We start from the raw sequence: 23,405 nt of genomic DNA, 5'->3' as shown, positions 1-23,405 counted from the left end.
GCTGAAATTGGCATCGACATGCCATTGATAGACCGCCTGCTGATTGTGCAGCGTCGGACGCGGGTCGTACCGTCTGGCATTTAAATCGGCGTTGGTGCGGGTGTAATCGTGATCGCGGGTATTGTATTCGCCCGAGGTCAGCTGATGGTCGGGCGTGAACGTGTGCAGGTAGTCGGCAGCACGATGCTTGCCGCTGGCATGGAAATCAACCGTATGATACGCGCTGCTCGGGCTGTGCCGATGGGCGCCGATGCTGTCGATCACTACCAGCCGGTGCGCGCCGTCGCTGTGTTCGAAGAAATAATTGATGCCCCATTCTTCGCACAAGCGACTGAAGAACGCGAAGTCGGTTTCGTTGTACTGGGTCTGATAATCACGTTTGGGGTAAGTTTCGATCAGACGTTTGTCGAGCGGAAATACGTAGTCGGTAAACAGCGTATCGAAAATCTCAATCACTGTCTGATCCTGAAAGATCTTGCAGTCGGTCGTCAGTGTTGCCAACTGCAGCCACGGCCGCAACGTGACTTGATACAGCGCATGGCGTCCTTGCTGGCGCAGCATTTTAGCGGCAGTGATCAGGCCGCTGATTTCGCGGGTACCACTACCGTGGCCCTCGGCACCGGGGCCCAACGACCCGCTGCCGTCGAGTGCAATCGTGACCGTCATCGCGCGCCCGAGGAAATCATCAAGCGCGAAATTGGCATTCTCTGCGCTCAGATGGGTCAGCGCGTCCGGCGTCATCAGTACCACCGTGTAGTCGAATAAACAGTTGATGCCTTCGGTGCCGGACAGACTGATCGGGACCAATGCCGGTTGCTGCAGGCGTGTTGGAATAGCGCTGGAATACGCGCACAGTGTGCGACTGCTGGACATGGGCAAACCTTCCGCTAACGAGCGTGGAAACTAAAGGTGACAACTAAGCATGAGAACGATGCAAGGACATCGCGGCGGTATAAACGATGCAGGAAGTCTAAACGCAAACAGCCCTCAGCAACGTTCAAAAAACACGCAATGGGTGCATCCGGTGCGTATTCGCTCCTTTTACTTAGTTTAAGAAACATCTGAGTTGGCAAATTTTGTCTTGCATTTCAACCCGTTTACCTATGAGATTTGTCCAGTGAGAAAATAGCCAGCGAGAAAATAGCTAAAGTGGAATAGCCAATGTAACGTGGAAGGGGCAACCAGTAGCCATGTAGCGTCCGGGGTTACAGGGTTGAGCAGGCAAATTTTGAGCGGCCAATGCTACCCGCATCATTGGGCCGTGCCGCGGGTAGTTTCTGTTGCCGGTATTTGATAGTTATAAGATTGGTGGGATTGGGCGGCACCGCTCGCTAAGTGTAGGCTGAATCAAATTGCGGACATTAAAAAGCCGACTCATAGAGTCGGCTATCGTTTGAGAGAATAGTTTGCGGTTACCAAGCCAAAATATTCAGTCAACCCACTTAATCGTTTTGCTCAGGCGGTTGCATGGCCGTGGCAAATTTGATTAGGCGAAATTTGCTGCAGCGAAGTCCCAGTTGGCCAATGCCCAGAATGCTTCCAGGTATTTTGGACGTGCATTGCGATAATCGATGTAATAGGCGTGTTCCCATACATCAACGGTCAGCAGTGGCTTAGCATCGGTTGTCAATGGCGTTGCCGCGTTTGAGGTAGATACCAGATCCAGCGAGCCGTCAGTCTTTTTGACCAGCCATGCCCAGCCGGAACCAAAGGTGCCAACTGCGCACTTGGTTAGCTCAACTTTGAAATTGTCATACGAGCCCCACTTGGCATTGATCGCTTCGGCCAAAGCACCGGTAGGCGCGCCGCCGCCGTCTGGTGACAGACTGTTCCAGTAGAACGTGTGGTTCCAGACTTGTGCTGCGTTGTTGAAAACGCCGCCGGAGGATTTCTTGACGATATCTTCGAGCGATGCGTTTTCGAATTCTGTGCCAGGAACCAGATTGTTCAGATTGGTCACGTAGGTTTGGTGATGTTTACCGTAATGGAACTCCAGCGTTTCTTTCGAAATGTGTGGTGCCAATGCATCTAAATCATACGGTAGGGGAGGGAGTGTGTATGCCATGGTGTGTCCTTTCTAAGTTTTATGGAGCTACTAAGAGCCTGTTATTTTCTGTTACGAACGGGTCGCATTCAAGTCCGGCATTTAAATCCACTTTCTAACCAACTACAAAACGAATTCCGGTGCTATCAAGTAAGCCGAACAAGTAAGCCGAACTAGTAAGCCGAACTTTCGTGCGGCCCCTATTACAACGTCATATTACTGACCGCGATCGCTTTATACGGCTTGGGCTGCTTAACTACAGGTATTTAACAGGTTCAAGGCCGTTATTGTAAAGCGCTTATCTATTCCATGCAGCATTCAAATAAATTCGCCGCCTAATCAATAGGACTGCCGCAAAATCGCCTGGTGGCGTTGGGCTTTTCTAGTCAGTTTACGCGGCGCGGGCCACGTAGCCCGGTCTCCTATGTGGTCTCGTGAGCCGGGTTGGCAACCCGGTGGTCTGGACGGTTTTCGTAAATCTTATTTCATCAAGTAAAATTTATATTCAGCTAGTCAAACGATGGCTGAACGCTCTCGATACCGACTTTGGCTGACCCTTCTGCCAACTGCACGGTGATGATCTGGCGCGGTTGGAGTTCAATCGGCGCGCGCAAAACCACACCTTTTGCGTTGGTCACAATCGCGTAACCACGTTCTAACGTACGTTGTGGATTAAGCAGTTCCAACTGGGCATTAAGGGCACTCAATGCAGCACGGTTTTGCCTGGTTTGTATGGTCAACGCACTGCCAAGGCGGCGCCCCTGATCCAGCACATTAATGCGGGCGCGCCGCGTATCGGGCAGTTGCGCGGATAAGCGCGTTCGCAAATGTAGCAGTGAATAGCGGGACTGCTTCAACGGAATCGTGGTCGCATGCATTAGTCTTCTCTGCAGACCTTGCAACTTCAGGCGTTCATGACTGATCGTGGTCGCGGGACTGACTAGCCGGCGGGTCAGCCAATCGAGAGTTTGACCGGTTTCACCCAGTTGTCGCCGCATGGCGCGTGTCATGTCGGCAGCACAACTTTGTAGCAACGACAGCCAGTCATAGCGTGGAATCGCGGCGAGTTCGGCAGCGGCGGTGGGTGTTGCTGCGCGTACATCGGCGGTAAAGTCAGCGATAGTGACGTCGGTTTCATGCCCCACACCCGATATCACCGGCATCGTGGCGGCGGCAATCGCACGGGCGACATTCTCATCGTTAAACGACCAAAGGTCTTCGATACTGCCGCCGCCGCGACACACCAGCAGGACGTCGCAGTCTGCGCGGGTCGAGGCGGTATTAATAGCGCGTGCAATTTTTTCCGCAGCGCCTTCGCCTTGCACCGGGGTCGGATAGATCACGATACGCACATGCGGCGCACGACGGGCCAAAGTGGTCAGGATATCGCGTAGCGCGGCGGCTTGCAGGCTGGTTACTACGCCAATGCAGTTGACGAACTGAGGAACGGGCCGCTTGCGATGGGGATCAAAAAGTCCTTCGGCGTTCAACTTTTCTTTTAAACGCAGAAAGGCTTCGTATAGGTTGCCAGCCCCGGCACGTCGGATGGCCTCAACGTTTAGCTGATAGTCCCCGCGCGGTGCGTATAGTGTTACCAAGGCACGGACTTCGACCTTATCGCCTTCACGCGGAATAAATCCGGCGTGCTGTGCGCGTCCTTTGAACATCACGGAGCGAACTTGGGCACCATCGTCTTTCAGCGTGAAATACCAGTGGCCGGAAGCGGCTCGGGTAAAGTTGGATATCTCGCCGGAGACCCACGTCAGCGGAAAACTGCGCTCTAGCGTGCGTGCAACCGCCTGATTAAGCGCGGAGACTGATAGCACTGGTGCGGCGCTGGCGCGATTATCGGTAGGTGGCGTGGCGAAAAGCATCGGGACTTTCAATGTTTGACAACTTACTGTGTCAGGTGTCTGAGGGTGCTCGGACCGAGCCGGGCAAGTCTCGGATCAGCCTTTGATTATGCCGGTTCGGAGAGTACTTACTCCGGTGCGCTATTGTAAGGCTTAACGTGGACCTTTTTCACGCTTCACGCTTCACGCTTCACGCAGGCGGCAATAATGGTTGACGAAACGGTACGTACCGGGCAGCAAGGCCAATGTGGGAGCGCTACTCGCATCTATATGCGCTGGGGCAGTTAAGCGTTTTCCATACGGAAGGGGAAGTTTCGCACAAAGTAATCCAAGAAAGTGTGGAAATGTCCGTGCTGATATTTATGGCGATCTTGATCCCGAATGATTCCAGTTTATGCAAGATTTTCACAGGTTGCAGCGTAAATGCCCACAACCTCATTTATGTTTTAAATCAGGCACTTAGCGTAATCCAGACGGCCTTGTACACAAAGTTATCCACAATTTCTGTGGATAACCTTGTGTGAAGTTTCCTTGGAGGCAGATTCTGGTTTTGCTTTCGTCCCCTCTTTTGCTGCCGCTTTGGTTTTCGATGCAGTTTGCTATGCTGGCAACGTTACCGGTTGCGCCTGAAGCCGGGAATCTTGCCCCGCATACGCAGCGACCTGCTCCAACACCACACGGTGAACAAAATGAAGCTTGTCCTGAACCGGTGAAGATAATTTAAATGGATAAGAATCTGGCGTACCAACGCTACGGTTCAAGCTATTTAGTACATAAGTCAGTGCAAACCAGTTGCCGATCATTTCCTCGAACGAGTCAATTTTCAGCGGCGGGGCAGAGATGACCAAAGCCGGTTCAGCCGCTTTAGGTGGCTTCAGCGAAAGGCCGCAGGCATGGGCCGTCTCTAGCGTATCCACCATGTGCAAATAGTGCGCCCAGGTTTCGGCCCAATCCTCCCATGGATGAGAACTTGCATAAATACTAATGAAATTTTGTTCCCAATTCTCCGGAGTGCCTTTTTCGTAATGTTGTTTGAGGCATTCGGCGTAGTCTTGGCGCTCGTCTCCGAACATGGCGCGATATTCGTCTATCCACTGACTATCTGCAATCAGACGATCAAAATAATAATGCCCACTTTCATGGCGGAAATGTCCTAGCAGTGTCCGATAACCTTCGTGCATTTGCTCCCGCGTCCGTTCTCGCTCCGACGGGTCAGCCTCCACTATATTGATCGTGATCAAGCCGTTGTCATGGCCGGTCATGATCGGCGCGTCCGATAGGGCATCTTCTAAAAACTGAAACGCGAGTCCGTGCGCTTGGTCTTCTTGTTTGGAGGTCGGGCGCAAACCTAAGGACCAGAGCGAATAAAGAAGTCGGCGCTTGGCTGACTCCAGGCGCTGCCAGAATACGTGGTTTTTTTCGTTCGCCAGCGATGGTATGACGACAGTAAGCTGGCAAGAAGCGCAAAATTCGTTGTGGTCGTTGGCGTCCAGCATCCAGTTGCATACATGCTGGTGTTCATAGTTACTGCACTGCTTATAGAGACGTCCTGCATTGACCGGGTTCAGACTGCGCCAATTTCCATCTTCGGCGATTTCAAAGCTACTTACGGCCCGCTGTTCTGGCTGATAACCGAGCGTACTACCGCAATTGAAGCAGAGGGTATTTTCAAAAAATACTTGTTGGGTACATTTGTCGCAATGAAAAGTTTTCATGGGTGTCCTTCGTAATATGTCAGTCTTGGATACGCCCAAATTGTGTCAAGCTGTCAATTGCTATGAGTTTCGGTTATTTCATTGGGTGCATGATTGCTTAAATTATCCCCTACTCTCTGTATTATTACACAACTAAGATAGCCTTTTGATCAGGAACTGGATGGTTTTAATCCGTCCCAATGTTGAATATTCATCTTCAAAAAGTGGCGCTCCATTGCCATCGGTTTATTTTGGTCAGCTATTGAACCAGGTATTAATCAGTTTATCTGCGCGAGTATTCATAATTTTGTAGATAGGTAAATAAGATAAACCTCTGATTAAACGCACGCAAAACATATCAAACCGCTGGCGAACTGAATTCATGAGTAGCCTGAAAAGTGAACTTCCGGGCAGTGCCACGGAACACTGATACCGAGTTTTGTCGCATCGCTGCCCACCTTACGAAAAGCGATGTAAATCAACAGCTTAAGTAAATATCAGTGCTGATGTGCACAAACTTATCCACAAATTCTGTGGATAACTAGCCTTACCCCGCTTAGCGTTGAAATCCTTGCGGACCGCATGCGGTAAACTTTCCAGTGACGTGGCCAATATCGATTCGACTACGCAAAAAGAGAGACGGCCAGGGTAGATTCCATCCGTTAAGGGATTTGTGAGCAGTGGCCTAAACATGTTTATTTTCAAAGACTTAAGTTTTTTTAGTAGGAGTTATTCACAAAGTTGTCCACATAAACTGTGGAAAACTTTGACTGAGGATGAAGAGAAGCTTTTCGTTCGCAAATTTTGTACTGCATACTTTTAAGGCAGTGATAAAAAACGCTTAAAAATCAAAGACTTATGTTTCGGACAAGCCACTTATCCACAATCTTATTCACATAAAATGTGAGGAAGTCTGGATAAAGCCGTCAGTGCTGCTGCAACCCGACTAACAATTGCTAGTTCCATCGCTGTCGGGGTTGCTCACATGGCCCCAACAGTTTACATTCTGCATCCAACAGATAGCCCGAGCCGTGTTCATTTTAAGGAGTTTCTATTGTTTGTCATTATTCAGGCCGCAGGCTGGCCAATCTGGTTATTGTTGTGCGCGTCCGTGATTGCGACCACGTTGATCATTGAGCGATTGGTTTATTTGCGTCGCCAGCGAATATTGCCTCCCCAGTTATTGCAGGAAGTGATCCGGGTTTATCACAATGGTCGCGCCGATGGAGAAGTTATTGCCAATCTGGAAAAAAACTCACCGTTGGGACGTGTTTTAGCGGCTGGCTTGCGTAACGTTGATGCCCCGCGCGACATAATGCGCGAAGCAATCGAAGAAGCGGGGTCGGCAACCGCGCATGAACTGGAGCGATTCCTGACGACGCTCGGCACGATTGCATCACTCGCTCCGCTGATGGGGTTGTTCGGTACCGTGGTTGGAATGATCGAGATTTTTGGCGCGACTAATGTTGTGGGCACCGATCCGGCACAATTGGGCCACGGGATTTCGGTTGCCCTTTACAACACCGCTTTTGGGATTGGCATTGCGATGCCTGCGTTAATTTTTTATCGCCATTTTCGTGCAACGATCAACAGTTTTATCGTGGATATGGAACAGCAAGCGATCAAATTTGTGGATATTGTCCATGGAACGCGTAATTAAGCCCGCATTAGCGTAAAAAAAAAGGATCGAATATGAATTTTCGCAAAGGCGGCGTGCGCGAGGAACTTGAAATTAATTTAATTCCGTTCATTGACGTTTTATTGGTGATCGTCATTTTTTTAATGGTTACAACCACCTACAGTAACTTGACTACCTTAAAGATTACTCTGCCGACCACTGACGCGGCCAAGTCTGTGGCCGAGCCATTTCTTATTAACGTTGCAGTGACTGCGCAAGGCCAGTATGCGGTAAATAAACTACAGGTCTCGGCGAAGGACGCTGAGGATCTGGCGCAAGATTTGCGTAGCGCCGCTCAGGGCGATCCGAATAAAACCAGGGAAACCCCGGTAATCGTGATCAACGCGGATGCGTTGTCGCCCCATCAAACGGTGATAACGGTACTAGAGGCTGCGCGCCTGGCTGGTTTCGAAAAGGTCACTTTTGCGGCGCAGGCGAGTAGCAAAAAGTAACAAACCCACACGCTGTGCAACGTATAATTCGCGGCGATCATGCAATCTGTGATTGAATTTGGCAGACGAGCTACCTAACCTCGCAGACGCAGAGTTCCGCCTTTATCGATGTTTTGATGACGTTGCTTAGCTGATTGTCGCGCTGTTTTTTTAATTCCGCTGTTTTTTTAATTCATTAATTGATAGGTTTTTAGTTTGGCACGTAAGATTTCCAGCACTGAAGCAACCTTGACCAAGGCGTGGCAGAACCGCGGCTGGCTTGCCTGTGCCCTGTGGCCTTTGTCTTTGCTGTTTGGGCTGCTGTCAGCGATACGCCGCAGTCTTTATTTTCACGGCTGGCGGACCAGTACGCGTTTGCCTGTTCCAATAATAGTGGTGGGAAACATCTTTGTAGGCGGTACGGGCAAGACCCCGTTAACGATTTGGCTGGTGCAGGCGCTGCGATTGGCGGGTTACAGGCCGGGCGTAATTTCGCGTGGGTATGGCGTCAATCCACACCTTGGGACGCGGCTGGTGGCGGCCGACTCAGCCGCTGCGGAAGTCGGGGATGAGCCTTTGTTGATCGCGTTACGTACCCAATGTCCTGTGGTTGTGGGCCGTGACCGTGTAGCGGCAGGAAAAGCTTTGCTAGCGTCCCATCCAGAGGTTAATCTTATTTTGTCGGATGATGGTTTGCAGCATTACCGGTTACAGCGACAGATCGAAATCGTGCTGTTCGATAGCCGCGGCAACGGCAACGGTTGGCTCTTGCCTGCGGGTCCATTACGTGAACCGACCACGCGGGGGCGCGACTTTACGGTTGTTAATCTGGACCCAACTGCGGCTTTACCACGGTCCATGCCCCCTTCGGCGATGCGGATGGAATTGGTGGGCAACGTGGCTGAACGACTCGGTGATCGTCTGCAGAGCGTGCCACTGACTGGGTTTCAGACGACGTTGCCTGCGCCGCGGATTGTCGCCGCAGCGGGGATCGGCAATCCACAACGATTTTTCAACATGCTTTCCGGCATGGGTTTAGTTTTTCAGTCTTTATCGTTGCCGGACCATTATGATTTTTCTATGAATCCTTTTGCTGCTTTGAATGCGGAGATCATTCTGATCACCGAAAAGGATGCAGTAAAATGTAGTCAGATTAAAATCATCAAAAACGATCCGCGTATTTGGGTCGTACCTGTGACAGCGAATATTGACGTCGCGCTGGCGCAACAAATTGTGGAGAAACTTCGTGGACACCCAACTGCTTGATATTCTAGTATGCCCCATCTGTAAAGGGCCATTGCAGCATGACAAAAAAGCGCTGGAGCTGATTTGTAACGCTGACCGGCTGGCTTATCCGATACGTGACGGTATCCCCATCATGTGGGCGGATCAGGCGAGGGAATTGCAGGCTACGCCGGATCTTGCGATAACGCCCATCGATGCAGCGTTACCACCCGTTTGACTGTTTAGCTATGGGTATTCCGCTATGGGTATCTAGCTATTAGTGATTATTAGTGATGGGCTATTTAGTCATGATCAGTCAACTATCGTGATCGATTAGATTGTCACCGTAAGCAACTGTCAATGCCTGGTTTTGGTATTAGTTCGCCACTCGTCAACTTGCCGTCCTGTTTTGATGGCCTTTTGATCGCTTTATAAAGATCGTCAATGTCCTTTACTGTCATTATTCCCGCGCGACTGGCATCCACCCGATTGCCCAACAAGCCGTTAGCCGATCTTGGCGGTAAGCCGATGATCGTACGTGTTGCGGAGCGCGCGGCGCTATCCGGCGCCGCGCAAGTTATCGTCGCGACAGACCACGCCGATATTATGGTTGCCTGCAAGAAATTTGGCATCGCCGTGCATTTGACCCGCTCTGACCATCCATCGGGGACTGACCGGATTGCAGAGGTGGCTGCCACGTTAGGGCTAGCCGCCAATGCCGTCGTTGTCAATGTGCAAGGCGACGAACCATTAATCGATCCTGATCTGATCGCTGCGACCGCGGCGCAAATTATTGAAGGCGTGCCAATGGCGACAGCGGCGCACCCGATCGATAGCATCGCTGATGTCTTTAATCCGAACGTCGTCAAGGTTGTGGTTGGCAAGTCAGGCCGGGCGCTGTATTTTTCTCGCGCATCGATTCCATGGCATCGCGATGGATTCACACTGTCGCGCGAAGTCCTGCCCGCTGATTACGGTCCGTTGCGGCATATCGGACTATATGCCTACAGCTATGACTTTTTACAGATCTATCCGACGCTGGCGGTATCGCCGTTAGAGCAAATTGAAGCACTGGAGCAACTACGCGTGCTATGGCATGGGTATCCGATCGCGGTGCATATCACGCATTCCGCACCAGCCGCCGGTGTCGATACGCCCGAGGACCTGGAGCGCGTGCGGCAATTTTTTACTGTCTGAAGTGCTGGTTTTGTCGACGGTTAGTCAGCTGAGGAGTGAGCAAAGCATCGCCGCGATGCGATTATTTCCGGACAAAAACCGATACAAGTCGGTAAAAGTAGGCCGGAGCGCGACCAAAAACATCTAGTCACACCATTAAAGGGCTATTTGTTAACATTGTGTGGTAAGTTTCATGCAAAGTTTGCGTGGTATAACAACGTATACAAAATGACGTCGCTGTGATTGTAGAGTGAGACTAAGAAATTTAGCATCGCATTGCAGAAATGAGCGTCATCAAAAAATTTTCAAACTACCTTAGGAATAAATATTATGCGCCTCATCCTTTTAGGAGCGCCCGGTGCCGGTAAAGGCACGCAAGCCACCTTTATAAAAGAACGTTTTAACATTCCGCAGATTTCTACCGGCGACATGCTGAGGGCAGCTGTTAAGGCAGGAACGCCACTCGGTATCGAAGCTAAAAAGGTCATGGATGCTGGCGGGCTGGTATCTGACGATATCATTATCGGTCTGGTCAAAGACCGCCTAAAGGAAGCTGACTGCGGCAACGGTTACCTGTTTGATGGTTTTCCGCGCACAGTTCCGCAAGCTGATGCAATGAAAGAAGCCGGCGTTGTCATTGATTACGTGCTGGAAATCGACGTCCCTGACGCAGCAATCGTTGAGCGGATGAGCGGGCGCCGCGTGCATCAGCCATCGGGCCGCACTTACCATGTCAAATTCAATCCGCCTAAAGTTGAGGGTATTGACGATGTCACTGGTGAAGAATTGATTATTCGTGATGACGACAAAATAGAAACCGTTCAAAAACGACTTTTTGTCTACCACGAGCAGACCGAGGTTCTCGTAAAATATTACGGTGAATGGGCTAAATCAGGTAATCCGGGTGCACCACAATATCGCAAAATCGTCGGCGTAGGCCCAGTCGAACAAATCCGCGATAGTGCCTTCAAGGCATTGGAAGCGTAATAAAACAAGCGGACGCCATGTCCGCTTTTTTTATGGTTAAAGATTGTAAAGCAGTTCACATATGGTTAGCATGGCAATCTAGAACATTTAATTTTGGACGCGCCAGCCCAGGCCGACTTCTGAAAATAAAAGGGCAACAAAGTTTTTCAGTACACACGATTGTAAATTTAAGGGTTTCGTTAAGGCGTGTTTGATCGCGTTAAAGTGGCGAAACTACTATTTACGCAGTGTGGTTGTTTTACTTCGTGATAGTTGTCTATAAAAATTGGAGGAGTCGACATGGCATCTGGCTTATGGTTTGCGATCGCTTGCGGCATTATTGCGGTGATATATGGAATGGTTTCGCGTAGCTGGATTTTAAAACAGGATCCTGGCAATCCCCGCATGCAGGAAATCGCCGCCGCCATCCAGCAAGGCGCGGCCGCATTTCTGGCCCGCCAGTACCGCACGATTGCCGTCGTTGGCGTCGTGCTCTTTATTGTTATCGCCATTATTCCCGGCTTGGGACTGGTAACTGCGCTAGGCTTTCTGGTCGGTGCGCTATTGTCGGGCGCTTGCGGTTTTATTGGCATGAACGTTTCTGTACGCGCCAATGTGCGTACCGCGCAAGCGGCGACCAAAGGACTGAATCAGGCGCTTGATGTGGCGTTCCGTGGAGGTGCGATTACCGGCATGCTGGTGGTGGGACTTGGACTGCTAGGCGTGACGATTTTTTACATATTGCTGATCTCATTTTTTAGCCATCCGGACATGTCGTTGCATGATGTGCTGAAACCGCTTATCGGCCTGGCATTTGGTGCCTCGCTGATCTCTATTTTTGCCCGACTCGGTGGCGGAATTTTTACCAAGGGCGCGGACGTCGGTGCCGATCTGGTCGGTAAAGTGGAGGCGGGTATTCCTGAGGATGATCCTCGCAATCCTGCTGTGATTGCAGATAATGTCGGAGATAACGTCGGCGACTGCGCGGGTATGGCGGCTGATTTATTCGAGACTTACGTCGTCACCCTGATTGCCACCATGCTGCTCGGATCGTTGCTGATCAAAGGGTTTGAACTGCAAGCCGTTCTGTATCCGCTGATGCTTGGTAGTGTCTCGATACTGGCGTCAATTGTAGGCTGTTCAATGGTCAAGGCCAAGCCCGGTAAGAAGATCATGTCCGCCTTGTATACAGGACTCTGGTGGGCCGCAATCCTTAGTCTGATTGGCTTTGCGATAGTCACGTGGTTATTATTGCCGCCGCCAATGGTATTGCCAATGATGGGATCGGCGTTAATCGGGATTGTGCTGACCGGTCTGATGGTCTACATCACCGAGTACTATACCGGCACCGATTTCAAACCCGTGCGCCATATTGCCGAAGCATCGACGACCGGCCACGGTACTAATATCATTGCCGGGCTTGGCGTCTCGATGAAGTCCACAGCTTATCCCGTGTTAGCCGTTTGCCTCGCGATTCTGGCGGCGTACTGGCTGGCGGGACTGTATGGCATTGCGATTGCCGCGACTGCAATGCTGTCTATGGCCGGCATTATCGTGGCGCTCGATGCATACGGCCCGATCACGGATAATGCGGGCGGTATCGCAGAAATGTCAGGCTTGCCGGATTCTGTGCGCGCCATTACCGACCCACTGGATGCCGTCGGCAACACGACCAAGGCGGTTACTAAAGGTTATGCGATAGGTTCGGCAGGATTGGCAGCATTAGTGCTGTTCGCTGATTATACCCATGCGCTTGATTCGGTCGGCAACACTACGGCGTTTGAATTGTCCAATCCGCTGGTGATCGTCGGCCTGTTTATTGGCGGCCTGATCCCCTACTTATTCGGTGCGATGGCGATGGAAGCGGTAGGTCGTGCTGCGGGCGCAGTCGTGGTTGAAGTCCGCCGACAGTTCCGCGACATTAAAGGCATCATGGACGGCACCGGCAAGCCAGAGTATGACAAGGCCGTCGATATGCTGACCTCCTCTGCGATCAGGGAAATGATCGTGCCTTCGCTGCTACCAGTCGTCGTGCCGATTTTAGTGGGATTGGTATTGGGGCCAGCAGCACTCGGTGGTTTGCTGATGGGGACCATCGTTACCGGCTTGTTCGTGGCGATTTCGATGACTACCGGGGGCGGTGCATGGGACAACGCCAAGAAATACATTGAAGATGGCAACCACGGTGGCAAAGGATCCGAGGCACACAAGGCCGCAGTCACAGGCGATACGGTGGGTGATCCTTATAAAGACACGGCCGGGCCAGCGATTAATCCGCTGATCAAAATTATAAACATCGTCGCTTTGCTGCTGGTGCCGATTTTGCCGATGGGCGGATCAGGCCTGCTAAATAGCGGGGTCGCGCCGACCAAAGTGATCGCAGTGGCAGCTGCCACGCCTGTACTGGTTGCGCCAACGGGCAACGCTGGCGATGCCGCCGGTAAGGCACGGTAAGTAAAATATAGCGATTTGCGGCGTGGTCGCGTTATGAATGACGCGATTGCGCACGCAGGTGGGACGCCTCAGGACACGCGCCGAACAGGAGCGCGTGAAAATATTGTCTCTGACTGGGCTATGGCTTTTCATCGGGATACGCTATCGCCACGGTCCTGGTCCCGCCCAACAAATTAAGAAGTTTCTTGTTTTTGCAGAGCCATGCCTAATTCACCGCTGGCCCTGTTAAGCTTCCTGTCATGATGATGAGAAAAAATGTAGGCCTTATCTTAACCGGAGGCGGTGCGCGTGCCGCTTATCAGGCGGGCGTTCTGGATGCGGTATCTACGATCTTGCGTGAGCAGGGATGGGCGCCGCAACGTAATCCCTTCGATATTATTTGCGGTACTTCCGCTGGTGCGATCAACGCTACGGCACTGGCATGTAGCGCAGAGAATTTTGCTGAAGGCGTAAAAAACCTGATGCAAGTGTGGCAAAATTTTAGCGTCGAACACGTGTACCGAGCTGATTCATTGAGCGTGCTGCGATCCGGTGCACGGTGGCTGTCGTTGCTGTCTTTTGGATGGTTGCTGCGTCAATGGCATGCCGATCCGCCGAGTTCATTGCTCAATAACACGCCATTGGTTTCATTGTTGCATCGATCTCTGGATATGCGGCGACTGGACGCTGCGTTGACTAACGGCAGTTTGAAAGCGCTCGCGGTCACCGCATCTTCTTACAGCACAGGATTGCACACGACCTTTTACCAGAGTGCGCACGAAATTAAATCCTGGACCCGCAGCCAGCGCCGCGCAGTCAGGGACCAAATTGGGGTGGAACATTTATTGGCGTCGGCAGCCATCCCTTTTATATTTCCGTCCATACCCATTTATTGCGAGGGCCAGCGCGAATATTTTGGTGATGGCTCGATGCGACAACTGGCACCGATATCTCCTGCAATTCATCTTGGCGCAAGCAAGGTGTTAGTAGTAGGAGCAGGGCGCTTGATGCAACCACCGTCAACCGTGCCGTTGCTCCCACATTATCCAACGCTGGCGCAAATTGCCGGCCATGCGCTGTCGAGTATTTTTCTCGATGGCCTCGCCGTGGATATAGAGCGATTGGAGCGCATCAATCACACCCTATCCTTTTTGAATGACGCGCAGCGCGAGTTAACCCCATTAAAGCCGATTGAGATGCTGATTATTTCACCGTCAAAACAAATCGACGACATCGCGATTCGCCACATCGGCAGCCTTCCGAAATCAATCCGCGCCCTACTCGGCGGTATCGGCGCAACAGAACTCCGGGGTGCGGCGCTTGCGTCCTATTTATTATTCGAGTCCTCGTATACAAGCGAGTTAATCCAAATGGGACAAAACGACACCTATGCAAGACGCGATGACGTGTTGAATTTTTTCGCCGATCAAATGTCTAACAGCCAATAATGGGTCGCGTTTACGAAAAAAGCTTAACTTAAGCCTACCCGTGGGGGCTTAGCGCCGACCGCTATTGTTAGCAGTTCACAAACGGTTTTTATTGTTGTAGGGTTAGTTAAATGACTGTCGCATATTTGAACTGAGAGCGTTTGCGCTTGCGTGGGCTTTATAAAGATTGTGAACAATGCAGGCAACCGAAACGAAAGGCTCGAAAAAGAGAGGTTAGATTCAGTTGATTCGCTTTCTACAACCCGTTAATCTTGAATCAGGCGTACCCCTCCTCACAAAAATATGATTAAACAATCAACGATGCTTTGGGCTTATTTATTTTCTGCCGGGCGAGGACGGCGCCCTCTGGTTTTACTCCGCAAGTGGGGATTACTCACGCTAGGATTGTTGCTTTCATCTTTTATTTTCGCCCGCGATGCATCGCTAGTCGATACAATTGCCCTATCGCAACTTCCGCGTGAGGCCCAGCAAATGCTAGTCCTGATCAAGCAGGGCGGACCGTATCCTTATGCTAAGGATGGCGTCGTATTTAAAAATTATGAAGGTCTTTTACCTAAACAGAGGCGTGGCTACTATCACGAATTTACTGTCAAAACCCCCAAATCTCGGGGTCGTGGCGCACGCCGCATCATTGAAGGCGGGGAAAATACTTCCGCTGAATATTTTTATACCGACAACCATTACGCCTCGTTTAGACGAATCCGCGAGTAGTCATTCATACCAAAACAGAGTTGGCGGGTAATCAAGCTACTGAGTAATTGAATTGGTAATGATTCAGTGGCTGAATAAATTTTACCCGGCACAAAGCTTAGTACAGTTGTAAATGTAGAAATCAAAACCAGCAGTATCTTTTTTGAGGGAAAAATGAGTTTGTTTAAAACCGTGCCGCCAAATGTAGTGCAATCCATCCGTGCTTTTCGGGTGCCCGAATTGCAGGCAGAGGCCGTGCGTCTCGGACAACATTTTCTGTATGCGTATTGCGCAGAAGCGATGACGAAGCAGCAAGTGTTATCCAAAATTGCCCAAGCCTTTTATTTTCCCAAGCATTTCGGTAAAAACTTCGACGCTTTAGCCGACTGCCTTACTGAGCTAGCCTATAAGGCTGGCCCCCAACCTGGCTTTATCGTTGTTATTGAACAACTCCCCAATACCCAGAAATTTGATAAAGAAGCACGAGAAATTTTGCTCGATGTGTTTCGCGATAGCGCAGATTACTGGGCGGAGAAAAAGGTCGCTTTCAGAGTGTTCTACTCGTTTCAATAACGTTTCTGGACGTGGGAGAGGGCCGATGAATACGGCTGATGTCGCATCGATATTTCCCGAATTAGCTGTCTTTTAGACTGATTTTGCCCGCGGTACCGGGCCTCAATCGTATCTCAATTATCGCTTGAAGTGCCCAAAGCTACCCCGTAGCGGGTACAATGCGCGCCATGAGAAGCATCGTTATCCTTATTTCTGGACGTGGTAGCAACATGGAGGCCATCGTTCGGGCCGCCCACACTGAGCGATGGCCCGCTAAAGTTGTTGCCGTTATTAGCAATCGTGCGGATGCTGGCGGATTATCTTTTGCTATCGCATGTGATATTCCCACCGTAGTGATATCTAACAAAGATTTTCGGGATCGCGGGCAGTTTGACGCTGCGCTGCAACTGGAAATAGATAGATTTTCTCCCGATGTAGTGGTGCTTGCGGGTTTCATGCGGATATTGACCGCGCCGTTTGTCCAGCACTACGCAGGCCGTATGCTGAACATTCATCCCTCGCTGCTGCCATCTTTTGTTGGGCTGGAGACGCATCTTCAGGCCTTGACAATGGGTGTTAAAGTACATGGCGCGACCGTGCATTTCGTGACCGCAGACCTTGACCATGGGCCTATTATCGCGCAAGAGTTTGTGACGGTGCTGGATGACGACACCGTTGAGTCCTTGAAGAATCGGGTATTAGCGATAGAACATCAAATGTATCCCCGCGCTGTGCGCTGGTTTGTGGAGGGGCGCTTGAAGATCAAAGATGGCCGCGTCTATAAAAGCGACTTCGTCACGTAGTTGCAGAATAATTGCCGAGCAGTTGCCAGGAATGCAACCGGGTAGGACGCACAATATATCGGCCTTTCCAGTCATGCCCGTGAGTAATTGCTGGCGTAAAATGTATCAAAAATACCCGAATAAACGTTCACACAGTTATTGAACGCATTGTGGAAGCGCAGCGCTTCAAATAAATAATTAGTTATTATGAAAGATTTAACATGAGATTGCCACCAGCGATCATCGGTCTTACCGAAGAAGTATTGCGCGAAGTTTTACGATTTACCGGTCCTGCCGATGTCACTTTGTCGCGTTATTTCCGCGACCATCCAAAGCTTGGTTCGCGCGAGCGTGGCGTGATCGCCGAGGCTGTCTACGGTCTGTTGCGTAACAAGCTGGTATATACCAGCTTCGCAGAATCAGGTAACGGCCCGACAATGCGCCGGATGACGTTGCTCGGACTGGCCGATGCCGTTGGTGCCGATTCGTTGGGTGGTTTATCAGAAGACGAAACAGAATGGCTGGCGCGGGTTGCCGAAATCGATCGTCGTCTGTTGCCCGCTCAAATGCGGGCAAATCTGCCGGCCTGGCTTTACGAAAAACTGGTCGCGCGCGATGGTGAAGAAAATACTCTGCAGCTCGCAGATGCGTTGAACACGCCTGCGCCGCTGGACTTGCGCGTGAATTCCCTCAAGGCGGCCCGTGAAGAGGTGATCGCTACGTTGGCCGAGGCACCTATCTTATGTGAGCCGACCCCCTACGCCCCGCTCGGTTTGCGTATTATAAAAAAGCCATCGGTTCAAAACCTGCCTTTGTTTAAAAGTGGTGCGATTGAAGTACAGGACGAAGGTAGTCAGTTGCTGGCGCAAATCGTCGGCGCAAAGCGCGGTGAAATGGTAGTCGATTTCTGTGCTGGCGCTGGCGGCAAAACGCTGGCATTAGGTGCCACCATGCGCAACACCGGTCGTCTATACGCATTTGATGTCTCCGAAAAGCGTCTCGCTAAACTAAAACCCCGGATGGCCCGCAGCGGTTTGTCGAATATTCACCCGGTACTGATCGCGCATGAGAACGATGCCAAGGTCAAGCGTCTTGCAGGCAAAATTGATCGCGTTCTGGTCGATGCCCCGTGTAGCGGTTTGGGCACGTTGCGCCGCAATCCTGATGTGAAATGGCGTCAGACACCGGAAGCCATCATTGAAATGAACGCCAAACAAACGGCTATTTTGTCGAGTGCCGCACGTCTGGTCAAAACCGGGGGCCGTCTGGTCTACGGCACCTGCAGTTTGCTGGACGAAGAAAACGAAGCGATTGCGACGCATTTCCTTGCGACGCACGAAGATTTTTCGTTAGTCCCAATGAAAGACGTGCTGGCAGAACAGAAAATCGCGCTTGAAATGGACGATTATCTGAAACTAACGCCGCATCTTCATCATACTGATGGCTTTTTTGCGGCGGTTTTTGTCCGTAAACCAAGCTCGGAGTGAATTTGACGGGTATGAAGCGGACGGGCGTTAAGTTGATGGACCTGCTACTGACGGCGTTAAAGCTAAAGGGTTTGCAGCCGGGCACGCAGCGTAAATGTTCCTTGCGCAGTCCTCTGCGCAGGCGCGTTGCCAGCGTTGTCGTGATCACCGCGATAGCAGCGTCCGCGCAGGTAAACGCTTTTGATACAGCCACGCCTCCAGAACTTGCGATTGGTACGTTGCAAGCGGCGTTCTCACCCTGGGATGATATTGAGGGTTTGATCACGCAGTCGATTGCCGGAGCGCGTAAGCAAGTGTTGGTGCAAGCTTATTTGTTGACCAGTCGGCCCATCGCTTCTGCACTGATTGCCGCCAGACAACGCGGCATCGATGTGCGGGTGCTGGTCGATCAGGATCAGCTTAAAAAGAATGATCCGTCGAGAGTGGCCGAACTGGTAGCGGCCGATATCCCTGTTTGGATGGAAACCAAATATCGCAGCGCGCATAACAAGGTCGTCGTGATTGACGCCGAATCGGTCGATGCCTCGCTCATCACAGGAAGCTTCAATTTTACCTGGAGCGCGCAGCATAAAAACGCTGAGAATGTCCTCATCGTTAGGCATAATCCAGTACTTGCCCAGCGCTACGCCCTTAATTGGCAACGCCACTGGCGCGACGCCACACCTTACAAACCATAATTCGACACCTAAATGTTCGATTTTATCGCCGACTTGACCGATAGCCTGGTACGCAATCTGGCGACTCCCGGCTTATTAACGCAGATCGGAATTATTCTCCTCTGTTCCGGGCTGGGCTGGCTTTGCGCGCGCACGTTACGCGGTATTTTTGCCGTTGATGGTCTGACCCCGCCCGCTGTGCAGATCGGACTACGTAGCTTTTCCCAAGTGTTGACGCCGCTATTAGCGCTATTTTTTTTGGTACTAGCCAAGTTGGTTGCCGCGAAATGGCATCAACCGATCAGTCTCTTGCGCCTCGCCATTCCCCTGCTGGCTTCTCTTGGTTTAATGCGGTTCGTTTTTTACGTTTTGCGTCGGGTATTCGTAGGCGATCACGGTGTAAGCACATTTTTATTGTTTTCCGAGAAGATATTCGGTGCTTTGATTTGGGGCGGCGTGCTGCTTTACGTCACCGGCTTATGGCCGGATTTGGTGGACTATCTCGCAAGTACGATCTTGCCGATTGGACGCCATCAGGTCTCTCTCTTGTCTATTTTTCAGGCGTTAATGTCTGTTTTGGTCACGCTCATCATCGCTTTGTGGGCCGGCGCGACTCTTGAACAGCGCCTGATGAAGTTAAATACCATGCATTCATCACTGCGGACCGTTGTCGCACGGATGGGGCGGGCTTTGCTGGTATTGGTGGCGGTGCTACTAAGTTTGTCACTGGTAGGTATCGACTTGACGGTTCTGTCGGTATTTGGTGGTGCGCTTGGGGTAGCACTAGGTTTAGGCTTGCAAAAAATAGCGAGTAGTTACGTTTCCGGCTTTGTGATTTTACTCGAACGTAGTTTGTCTATCGGCGACATGGTCGGCGTAGGCGTTTATTATGGCAAAGTGACGCAGATTAATAGCCGCTTCACTGTGCTTGAAGGGCTGGACGGCATTGAATCGATTGTGCCAAACGATGTTTTCATGTCCAATGCGGTTCAAAATTACTCGTTGAATAACCGTATTTTGCGGCTATCTACGCAGCTCACAGTGGTGTATCAGGACAATATCGAACAGGTACTGACTACCTTGGAAGAGGCTGTAAGTGTTGTCGAACGTGTAACGCATGATATACTGCCACAAGCCATTCTGTTAAAGATCGGTGCTAGCGGTTTAGAGCTCGAAGTCGGCTTCTGGATTCTCGATCCCGAGAACGGAAGGCTAAATGTGCTGTCTGATGTGAACCGGGCGATCTGGCGCGCGCTTCAAGTGAACAACATCAAAGTAGCCCAGACGCGTACCGATTTGCGGATCGTGGCTGAGGATAGTCCCGGTGCAGATTCGCAACAAGCGGCGCAAATAGATATTCAGGGAATTCTGCCGAATTCTAAAAACGTCCTGTAAAGGTAGTACAATACCGAGTTAATTTCGGTTAAGTAACTGGTAACTAGCAAGCTGCTACCGAAATAATTTTCTAAAAGCATACAAAAAAGCGCTATATATTTCTTCGGCGCTGTCATTATCTCTGGAGGGCACTTAGTGTTGAATGCAATTATTAATTTTCTTTCGAATGGTCTGACTGGCGCTACAGCGTGGCAGGTTGTAATTTTCACGCTCGTTGTTACGCATATCACCATCGCTGGCGTTACTATTTATTTGCATCGCTGTCAGGCCCATCGTGCGCTTGATCTGCATGCCATTCCTAGCCATTTCTTTCGCTTCTGGCTGTGGCTAAGCACCGGGATGGTCACGAAGGAATGGGCAGCGATTCATCGTAAGCACCATGCAAAATGCGAGACCGAAGAGGACCCGCATAGTCCGGTGACCCGTGGAATCAAAAAAGTTCTGCTCGAGGGCGCTGAGCTGTATCGTGCCGAGTCAAAAGTCCCTGCAACCATGGAAAAGTACGGTCATGGCACGCCGGACGACTGGATCGAGCGTAATCTTTACACCAAGCACAGTGCGTTAGGTATCGTTCTGATGTTATTCATAAACCTGGCATTGTTCGGCGTTATCGGTCTGACAGTGTGGGCTGTGCAAATGCTCTGGATTCCTATTACCGCCGCAGGCATTATTAATGGTATTGGTCACTATTGGGGCTATCGTAACTATGAGTGTAACGATGCCGCTACCAACATAATTCCTTTTGGTATTCTCATTGGCGGTGAAGAACTGCATAACAATCATCACACTTTTGGCACTTCGGCAAAGCTGTCTTCCAAGTGGTATGAGTTTGATATTGGCTGGATGTACATCCGCATGCTGGAGATGGTGGGTCTTGCCAAGGTGAAGAAAATTGCGCCTGCACCTAAATTTAATCACGCGAAGCTGGTGCCCGATCTGGATACGTTGCAATCAGTTATCGCCAACAGGTACGATGTTATGGCCAAGTATGCCAAGTCGCTAAAAAGCACATGGCATGAAGAGCGCGCCCATCTGGCCGGTAAAGCAGCACTGGAATCCGGATTTCTTAAATCAGTGAAAAAATTATTGCAGCGGGAGCCAACCAAGCTTGAGGCGCCGCAGAAACAGCAACTGACCGAATTATTCTTGCATAGCAAGGCACTCCAAACGATGCACGAGATGCGTGTTGAGTTAGGGGCGATTTGGGAGCGCTCGCATTTTACGCGTGATCAGTTATTGCACCAGTTGCAAGATTGGTGCGCCCGCGCTGAAGCGTCCAAGATTAAAGCGTTGGAAGAGTTCTCTCTACGTTTGCGTAGTTATTCCTGATCTTTGTTTGGCATTCATTGGTATTAAAATAAGTAGTATTAAAACGGCCTTCTCCGGCCGTTTTTTTTCGTCTCTTCGGTTACGCCAAAAACACCTGATCCAGCTAACTCTTCAGCTGGTTCCCAATGCGCGCATATTTTTTAGCGCAGGCTGGCTTTTTGTTTTTTTGAGGGAACCGAAATGTTAACTACATGCCAAAAGAGGGAGTGTAAGCGCTATTTAGTGCCTTTCGATTTGATAGCGGGAGCATGTGAAGGTTGCACGAAGTCGGCGCGGGTGGCTTAGATGGCAGTGAAGTATTGAATGTTGAATGTTGAACGTTAATGGCCTTAGTCAATGCGACTTCCATTTTTTTAGAGAATAATATGAATAAATCACAGACATCCAAACAGTTTTTTAAGTCGGTAGTGCTGGCTGCGGGTGTGCTTTTTTTTGTTGAAAACGCTAACGCGCAGTCGACCGCGCTGGATGCAGCAGTCGCGGCAGCATCGCAATGGGCGACGCTGGCGGATGCTAATCAGTCCGAACGCATGTGGGCCGCGAGTGGACCGGTAATGCAAAAAAGTATCAACAAAGAGGACTGGGCCAAGTATGTGACCAACTTGCGTAACGATCTTGGGACCTTAAATGGACGGGAGTGGGCAGAGGTGGTGCGGGTTGGTCAGCCAGATAAATTGCCGAAGGGCGAGTACGTGAATGTAGTGTTCTCATCGCGTTTTAGTAAAACTCAGGCCGGTGAAGCAGTGTCTTTGGTGCTTACCTCCGGTCGTTGGGTGCCTGTGGGGTATGTGGTGCACAAAATTCCAGTGGGAGCGGCGAACGGCATAGCAACGGCGCCCGTAAAATAATCAATATTACTTTTTCCTGCCAGCTAATCCTCAATACCGCACAACGCAGTATTTAGGAGGTGGAGCGGGTCCCGTAACAAGTCTGATAATGCACGTTGGTGACTACGTGACGTCAGGCGCATCATAGGGCGGCACAAAAAGCTGTTTAGTTAAAAACAGGTTTCAGGTTTTAATCCTTCCGGCCCGCGTGATGGCGCTGGTTTGGATACTCCTGCGATTGACGCCTGATGCAAACCATCGGGCGTTTTGCATTACAGCGCGAGAACAGCTAAAACCGTTTATTTAAAGTCGGGCAGTTACACAGAATTATTTACAGCCTCCGAGACGCGGCTATTCGTCATTAAAAGTACGGATCACCGCGCTTTTTTTACCTTCGCTGCGGCCTTCAGGACATGTCCAATCCATTGAAAAATACAAAAATGGTCTCCTCCGATTTGGTAGTCATGCCGTTATCCCGCTGATTGGGTCGGATACCATCCAACATCTCGTTCTCCTCCACACTACTTTTTTTCGACCTTGCTGCATCTCGCGGATGTTGGACACTGTGTCCAGCGGTGTGCGTCGTCGCCGTGATCTCAAGGCCATTTCGGTACCGCCGTTGGTGCACTTCGGCCGCCTGGTGGTCACGATGCGCCACGGTTTCAAAATAACTTAAAACGATAAGCTGCAACCGGTGTTGCGGCGAGACGTTCGCAATAAAAAATTCCCGTCAGTTGCGA

Annotated in this window: 20 protein-coding genes; 16 read left to right on the top strand and 4 right to left on the bottom strand. The window is 50.7% G+C overall.

Translation table 11 applies throughout. The features are described 5' to 3' along the window. The 4 genes from HAV38_RS18925 to HAV38_RS18910 form a co-directional block, all read right to left on the bottom strand. On the bottom strand, window positions 1–873 hold an 873-nt coding region (locus HAV38_RS18925; RefSeq protein WP_168056924.1), incomplete at its 3' end, for a type VI secretion system Vgr family protein. Window positions 874–1,486: 613 nt separating this feature from the next. Continuing rightward, window positions 1,487–2,065 carry a superoxide dismutase [Fe] gene (sodB, locus tag HAV38_RS18920; RefSeq protein WP_168056923.1) on the bottom strand — a complete coding sequence of 193 codons (579 nt, stop codon included), beginning with the start codon at window positions 2,063–2,065 and terminating at the stop codon, window positions 1,487–1,489. 488 nt (window positions 2,066–2,553) lie between these two features. Beyond that, window positions 2,554–3,918, bottom strand: coding sequence for an exodeoxyribonuclease VII large subunit (xseA, locus tag HAV38_RS18915; protein ID WP_168056922.1), 1,365 nt, complete (start codon window positions 3,916–3,918; stop codon window positions 2,554–2,556). Window positions 3,919–4,496: 578 nt separating this feature from the next. Beyond that, window positions 4,497–5,612 (bottom strand): zinc-binding metallopeptidase family protein, encoded by a 1,116-nt coding sequence (locus tag HAV38_RS18910; protein ID WP_168056921.1) that lies wholly within the window; start codon window positions 5,610–5,612, stop codon window positions 4,497–4,499. A 1,033-nt stretch (window positions 5,613–6,645) separates the two neighbouring features. Here HAV38_RS18910 and HAV38_RS18905 point away from each other — a divergent pair. The 16 genes from HAV38_RS18905 to HAV38_RS18830 all read left to right on the top strand — a co-directional run bounded on the left by HAV38_RS18905 (window position 6,646) and on the right by HAV38_RS18830 (window position 22,686). Beyond that, complete coding sequence (locus tag HAV38_RS18905; protein ID WP_168056920.1) at window positions 6,646–7,251, top strand: MotA/TolQ/ExbB proton channel family protein; 606 nt, start codon at window positions 6,646–6,648, stop codon at window positions 7,249–7,251. Window positions 7,252–7,283: 32 nt separating this feature from the next. Further along, window positions 7,284–7,721: an ExbD/TolR family protein gene (locus HAV38_RS18900; RefSeq protein ID WP_168056919.1), complete on the top strand. Its 438-nt coding sequence runs from the start codon at window positions 7,284–7,286 to the stop codon at window positions 7,719–7,721. 195 nt (window positions 7,722–7,916) lie between these two features. Next, on the top strand, window positions 7,917–8,966 hold the full coding sequence (gene lpxK, locus HAV38_RS18895) for a tetraacyldisaccharide 4'-kinase (RefSeq protein WP_168056918.1): 1,050 nt from the start codon (window positions 7,917–7,919) through the stop codon (window positions 8,964–8,966). Further along, a complete protein-coding gene (locus HAV38_RS18890; protein WP_168056917.1) occupies window positions 8,947–9,162 on the top strand; it encodes a Trm112 family protein in 216 nt (71 codons plus the stop codon). The genes lpxK and HAV38_RS18890 overlap by 20 nt, the downstream gene beginning before the upstream one ends. Before the next feature lie 206 nt (window positions 9,163–9,368). After that, entirely contained in the window at window positions 9,369–10,121 is a 753-nt protein-coding gene (kdsB, locus tag HAV38_RS18885; RefSeq protein WP_168056916.1) for a 3-deoxy-manno-octulosonate cytidylyltransferase, read from the top strand. Window positions 10,122–10,430: 309 nt separating this feature from the next. Then, window positions 10,431–11,087 carry an adenylate kinase gene (gene adk, locus HAV38_RS18880; protein ID WP_168056915.1) on the top strand — a complete coding sequence of 219 codons (657 nt, stop codon included), beginning with the start codon at window positions 10,431–10,433 and terminating at the stop codon, window positions 11,085–11,087. Between the two features lie 279 nt (window positions 11,088–11,366). After that, on the top strand, window positions 11,367–13,520 hold the full coding sequence (locus HAV38_RS18875) for a sodium-translocating pyrophosphatase (RefSeq protein WP_245182447.1): 2,154 nt from the start codon (window positions 11,367–11,369) through the stop codon (window positions 13,518–13,520). A gap of 239 nt (window positions 13,521–13,759) precedes the next feature. After that, on the top strand, window positions 13,760–14,947 hold the full coding sequence (locus tag HAV38_RS18870) for a patatin-like phospholipase family protein (protein ID WP_168056914.1): 1,188 nt from the start codon (window positions 13,760–13,762) through the stop codon (window positions 14,945–14,947). 282 nt (window positions 14,948–15,229) lie between these two features. Further along, window positions 15,230–15,658, top strand: a complete 429-nt coding sequence (locus HAV38_RS18865; RefSeq protein ID WP_245182446.1) for a ribonuclease — start codon at window positions 15,230–15,232, stop codon at window positions 15,656–15,658. A gap of 153 nt (window positions 15,659–15,811) precedes the next feature. Then, window positions 15,812–16,210, top strand: a complete 399-nt coding sequence (locus HAV38_RS18860) for a barstar family protein (RefSeq protein ID WP_168056913.1) — start codon at window positions 15,812–15,814, stop codon at window positions 16,208–16,210. Window positions 16,211–16,377: 167 nt separating this feature from the next. Then, on the top strand, window positions 16,378–16,992 hold the full coding sequence (gene purN, locus HAV38_RS18855; RefSeq protein WP_168056912.1) for a phosphoribosylglycinamide formyltransferase: 615 nt from the start codon (window positions 16,378–16,380) through the stop codon (window positions 16,990–16,992). A 200-nt stretch (window positions 16,993–17,192) separates the two neighbouring features. Further along, on the top strand, window positions 17,193–18,458 hold the full coding sequence (locus HAV38_RS18850) for an RsmB/NOP family class I SAM-dependent RNA methyltransferase (RefSeq protein ID WP_168056911.1): 1,266 nt from the start codon (window positions 17,193–17,195) through the stop codon (window positions 18,456–18,458). Window positions 18,459–18,460: 2 nt separating this feature from the next. Continuing rightward, on the top strand, window positions 18,461–19,135 hold the full coding sequence (locus HAV38_RS18845) for a phospholipase D family nuclease (protein ID WP_245182445.1): 675 nt from the start codon (window positions 18,461–18,463) through the stop codon (window positions 19,133–19,135). Between the two features lie 12 nt (window positions 19,136–19,147). Then, window positions 19,148–20,509 carry a mechanosensitive ion channel family protein gene (locus HAV38_RS18840; RefSeq protein ID WP_184013486.1) on the top strand — a complete coding sequence of 454 codons (1,362 nt, stop codon included), beginning with the start codon at window positions 19,148–19,150 and terminating at the stop codon, window positions 20,507–20,509. Window positions 20,510–20,644: 135 nt separating this feature from the next. Further along, on the top strand, window positions 20,645–21,838 hold the full coding sequence (locus HAV38_RS18835) for a DesA family fatty acid desaturase (protein ID WP_184013485.1): 1,194 nt from the start codon (window positions 20,645–20,647) through the stop codon (window positions 21,836–21,838). A gap of 365 nt (window positions 21,839–22,203) precedes the next feature. Next, window positions 22,204–22,686: a DUF4019 domain-containing protein gene (locus tag HAV38_RS18830; protein WP_168056910.1), complete on the top strand. Its 483-nt coding sequence runs from the start codon at window positions 22,204–22,206 to the stop codon at window positions 22,684–22,686. Window positions 22,687–23,405 lie beyond the last annotated feature (719 nt).

The sequence above is a fragment of the Glaciimonas immobilis genome (assembly GCF_011947285.1).
Classification (GTDB): Bacteria; Pseudomonadota; Gammaproteobacteria; order Burkholderiales; family Burkholderiaceae_D; genus Glaciimonas; species Glaciimonas immobilis.
The sequence above is the reverse complement of the archived record's forward strand: the minus strand, read 5'-3'. Positions and strand labels throughout refer to the sequence as shown.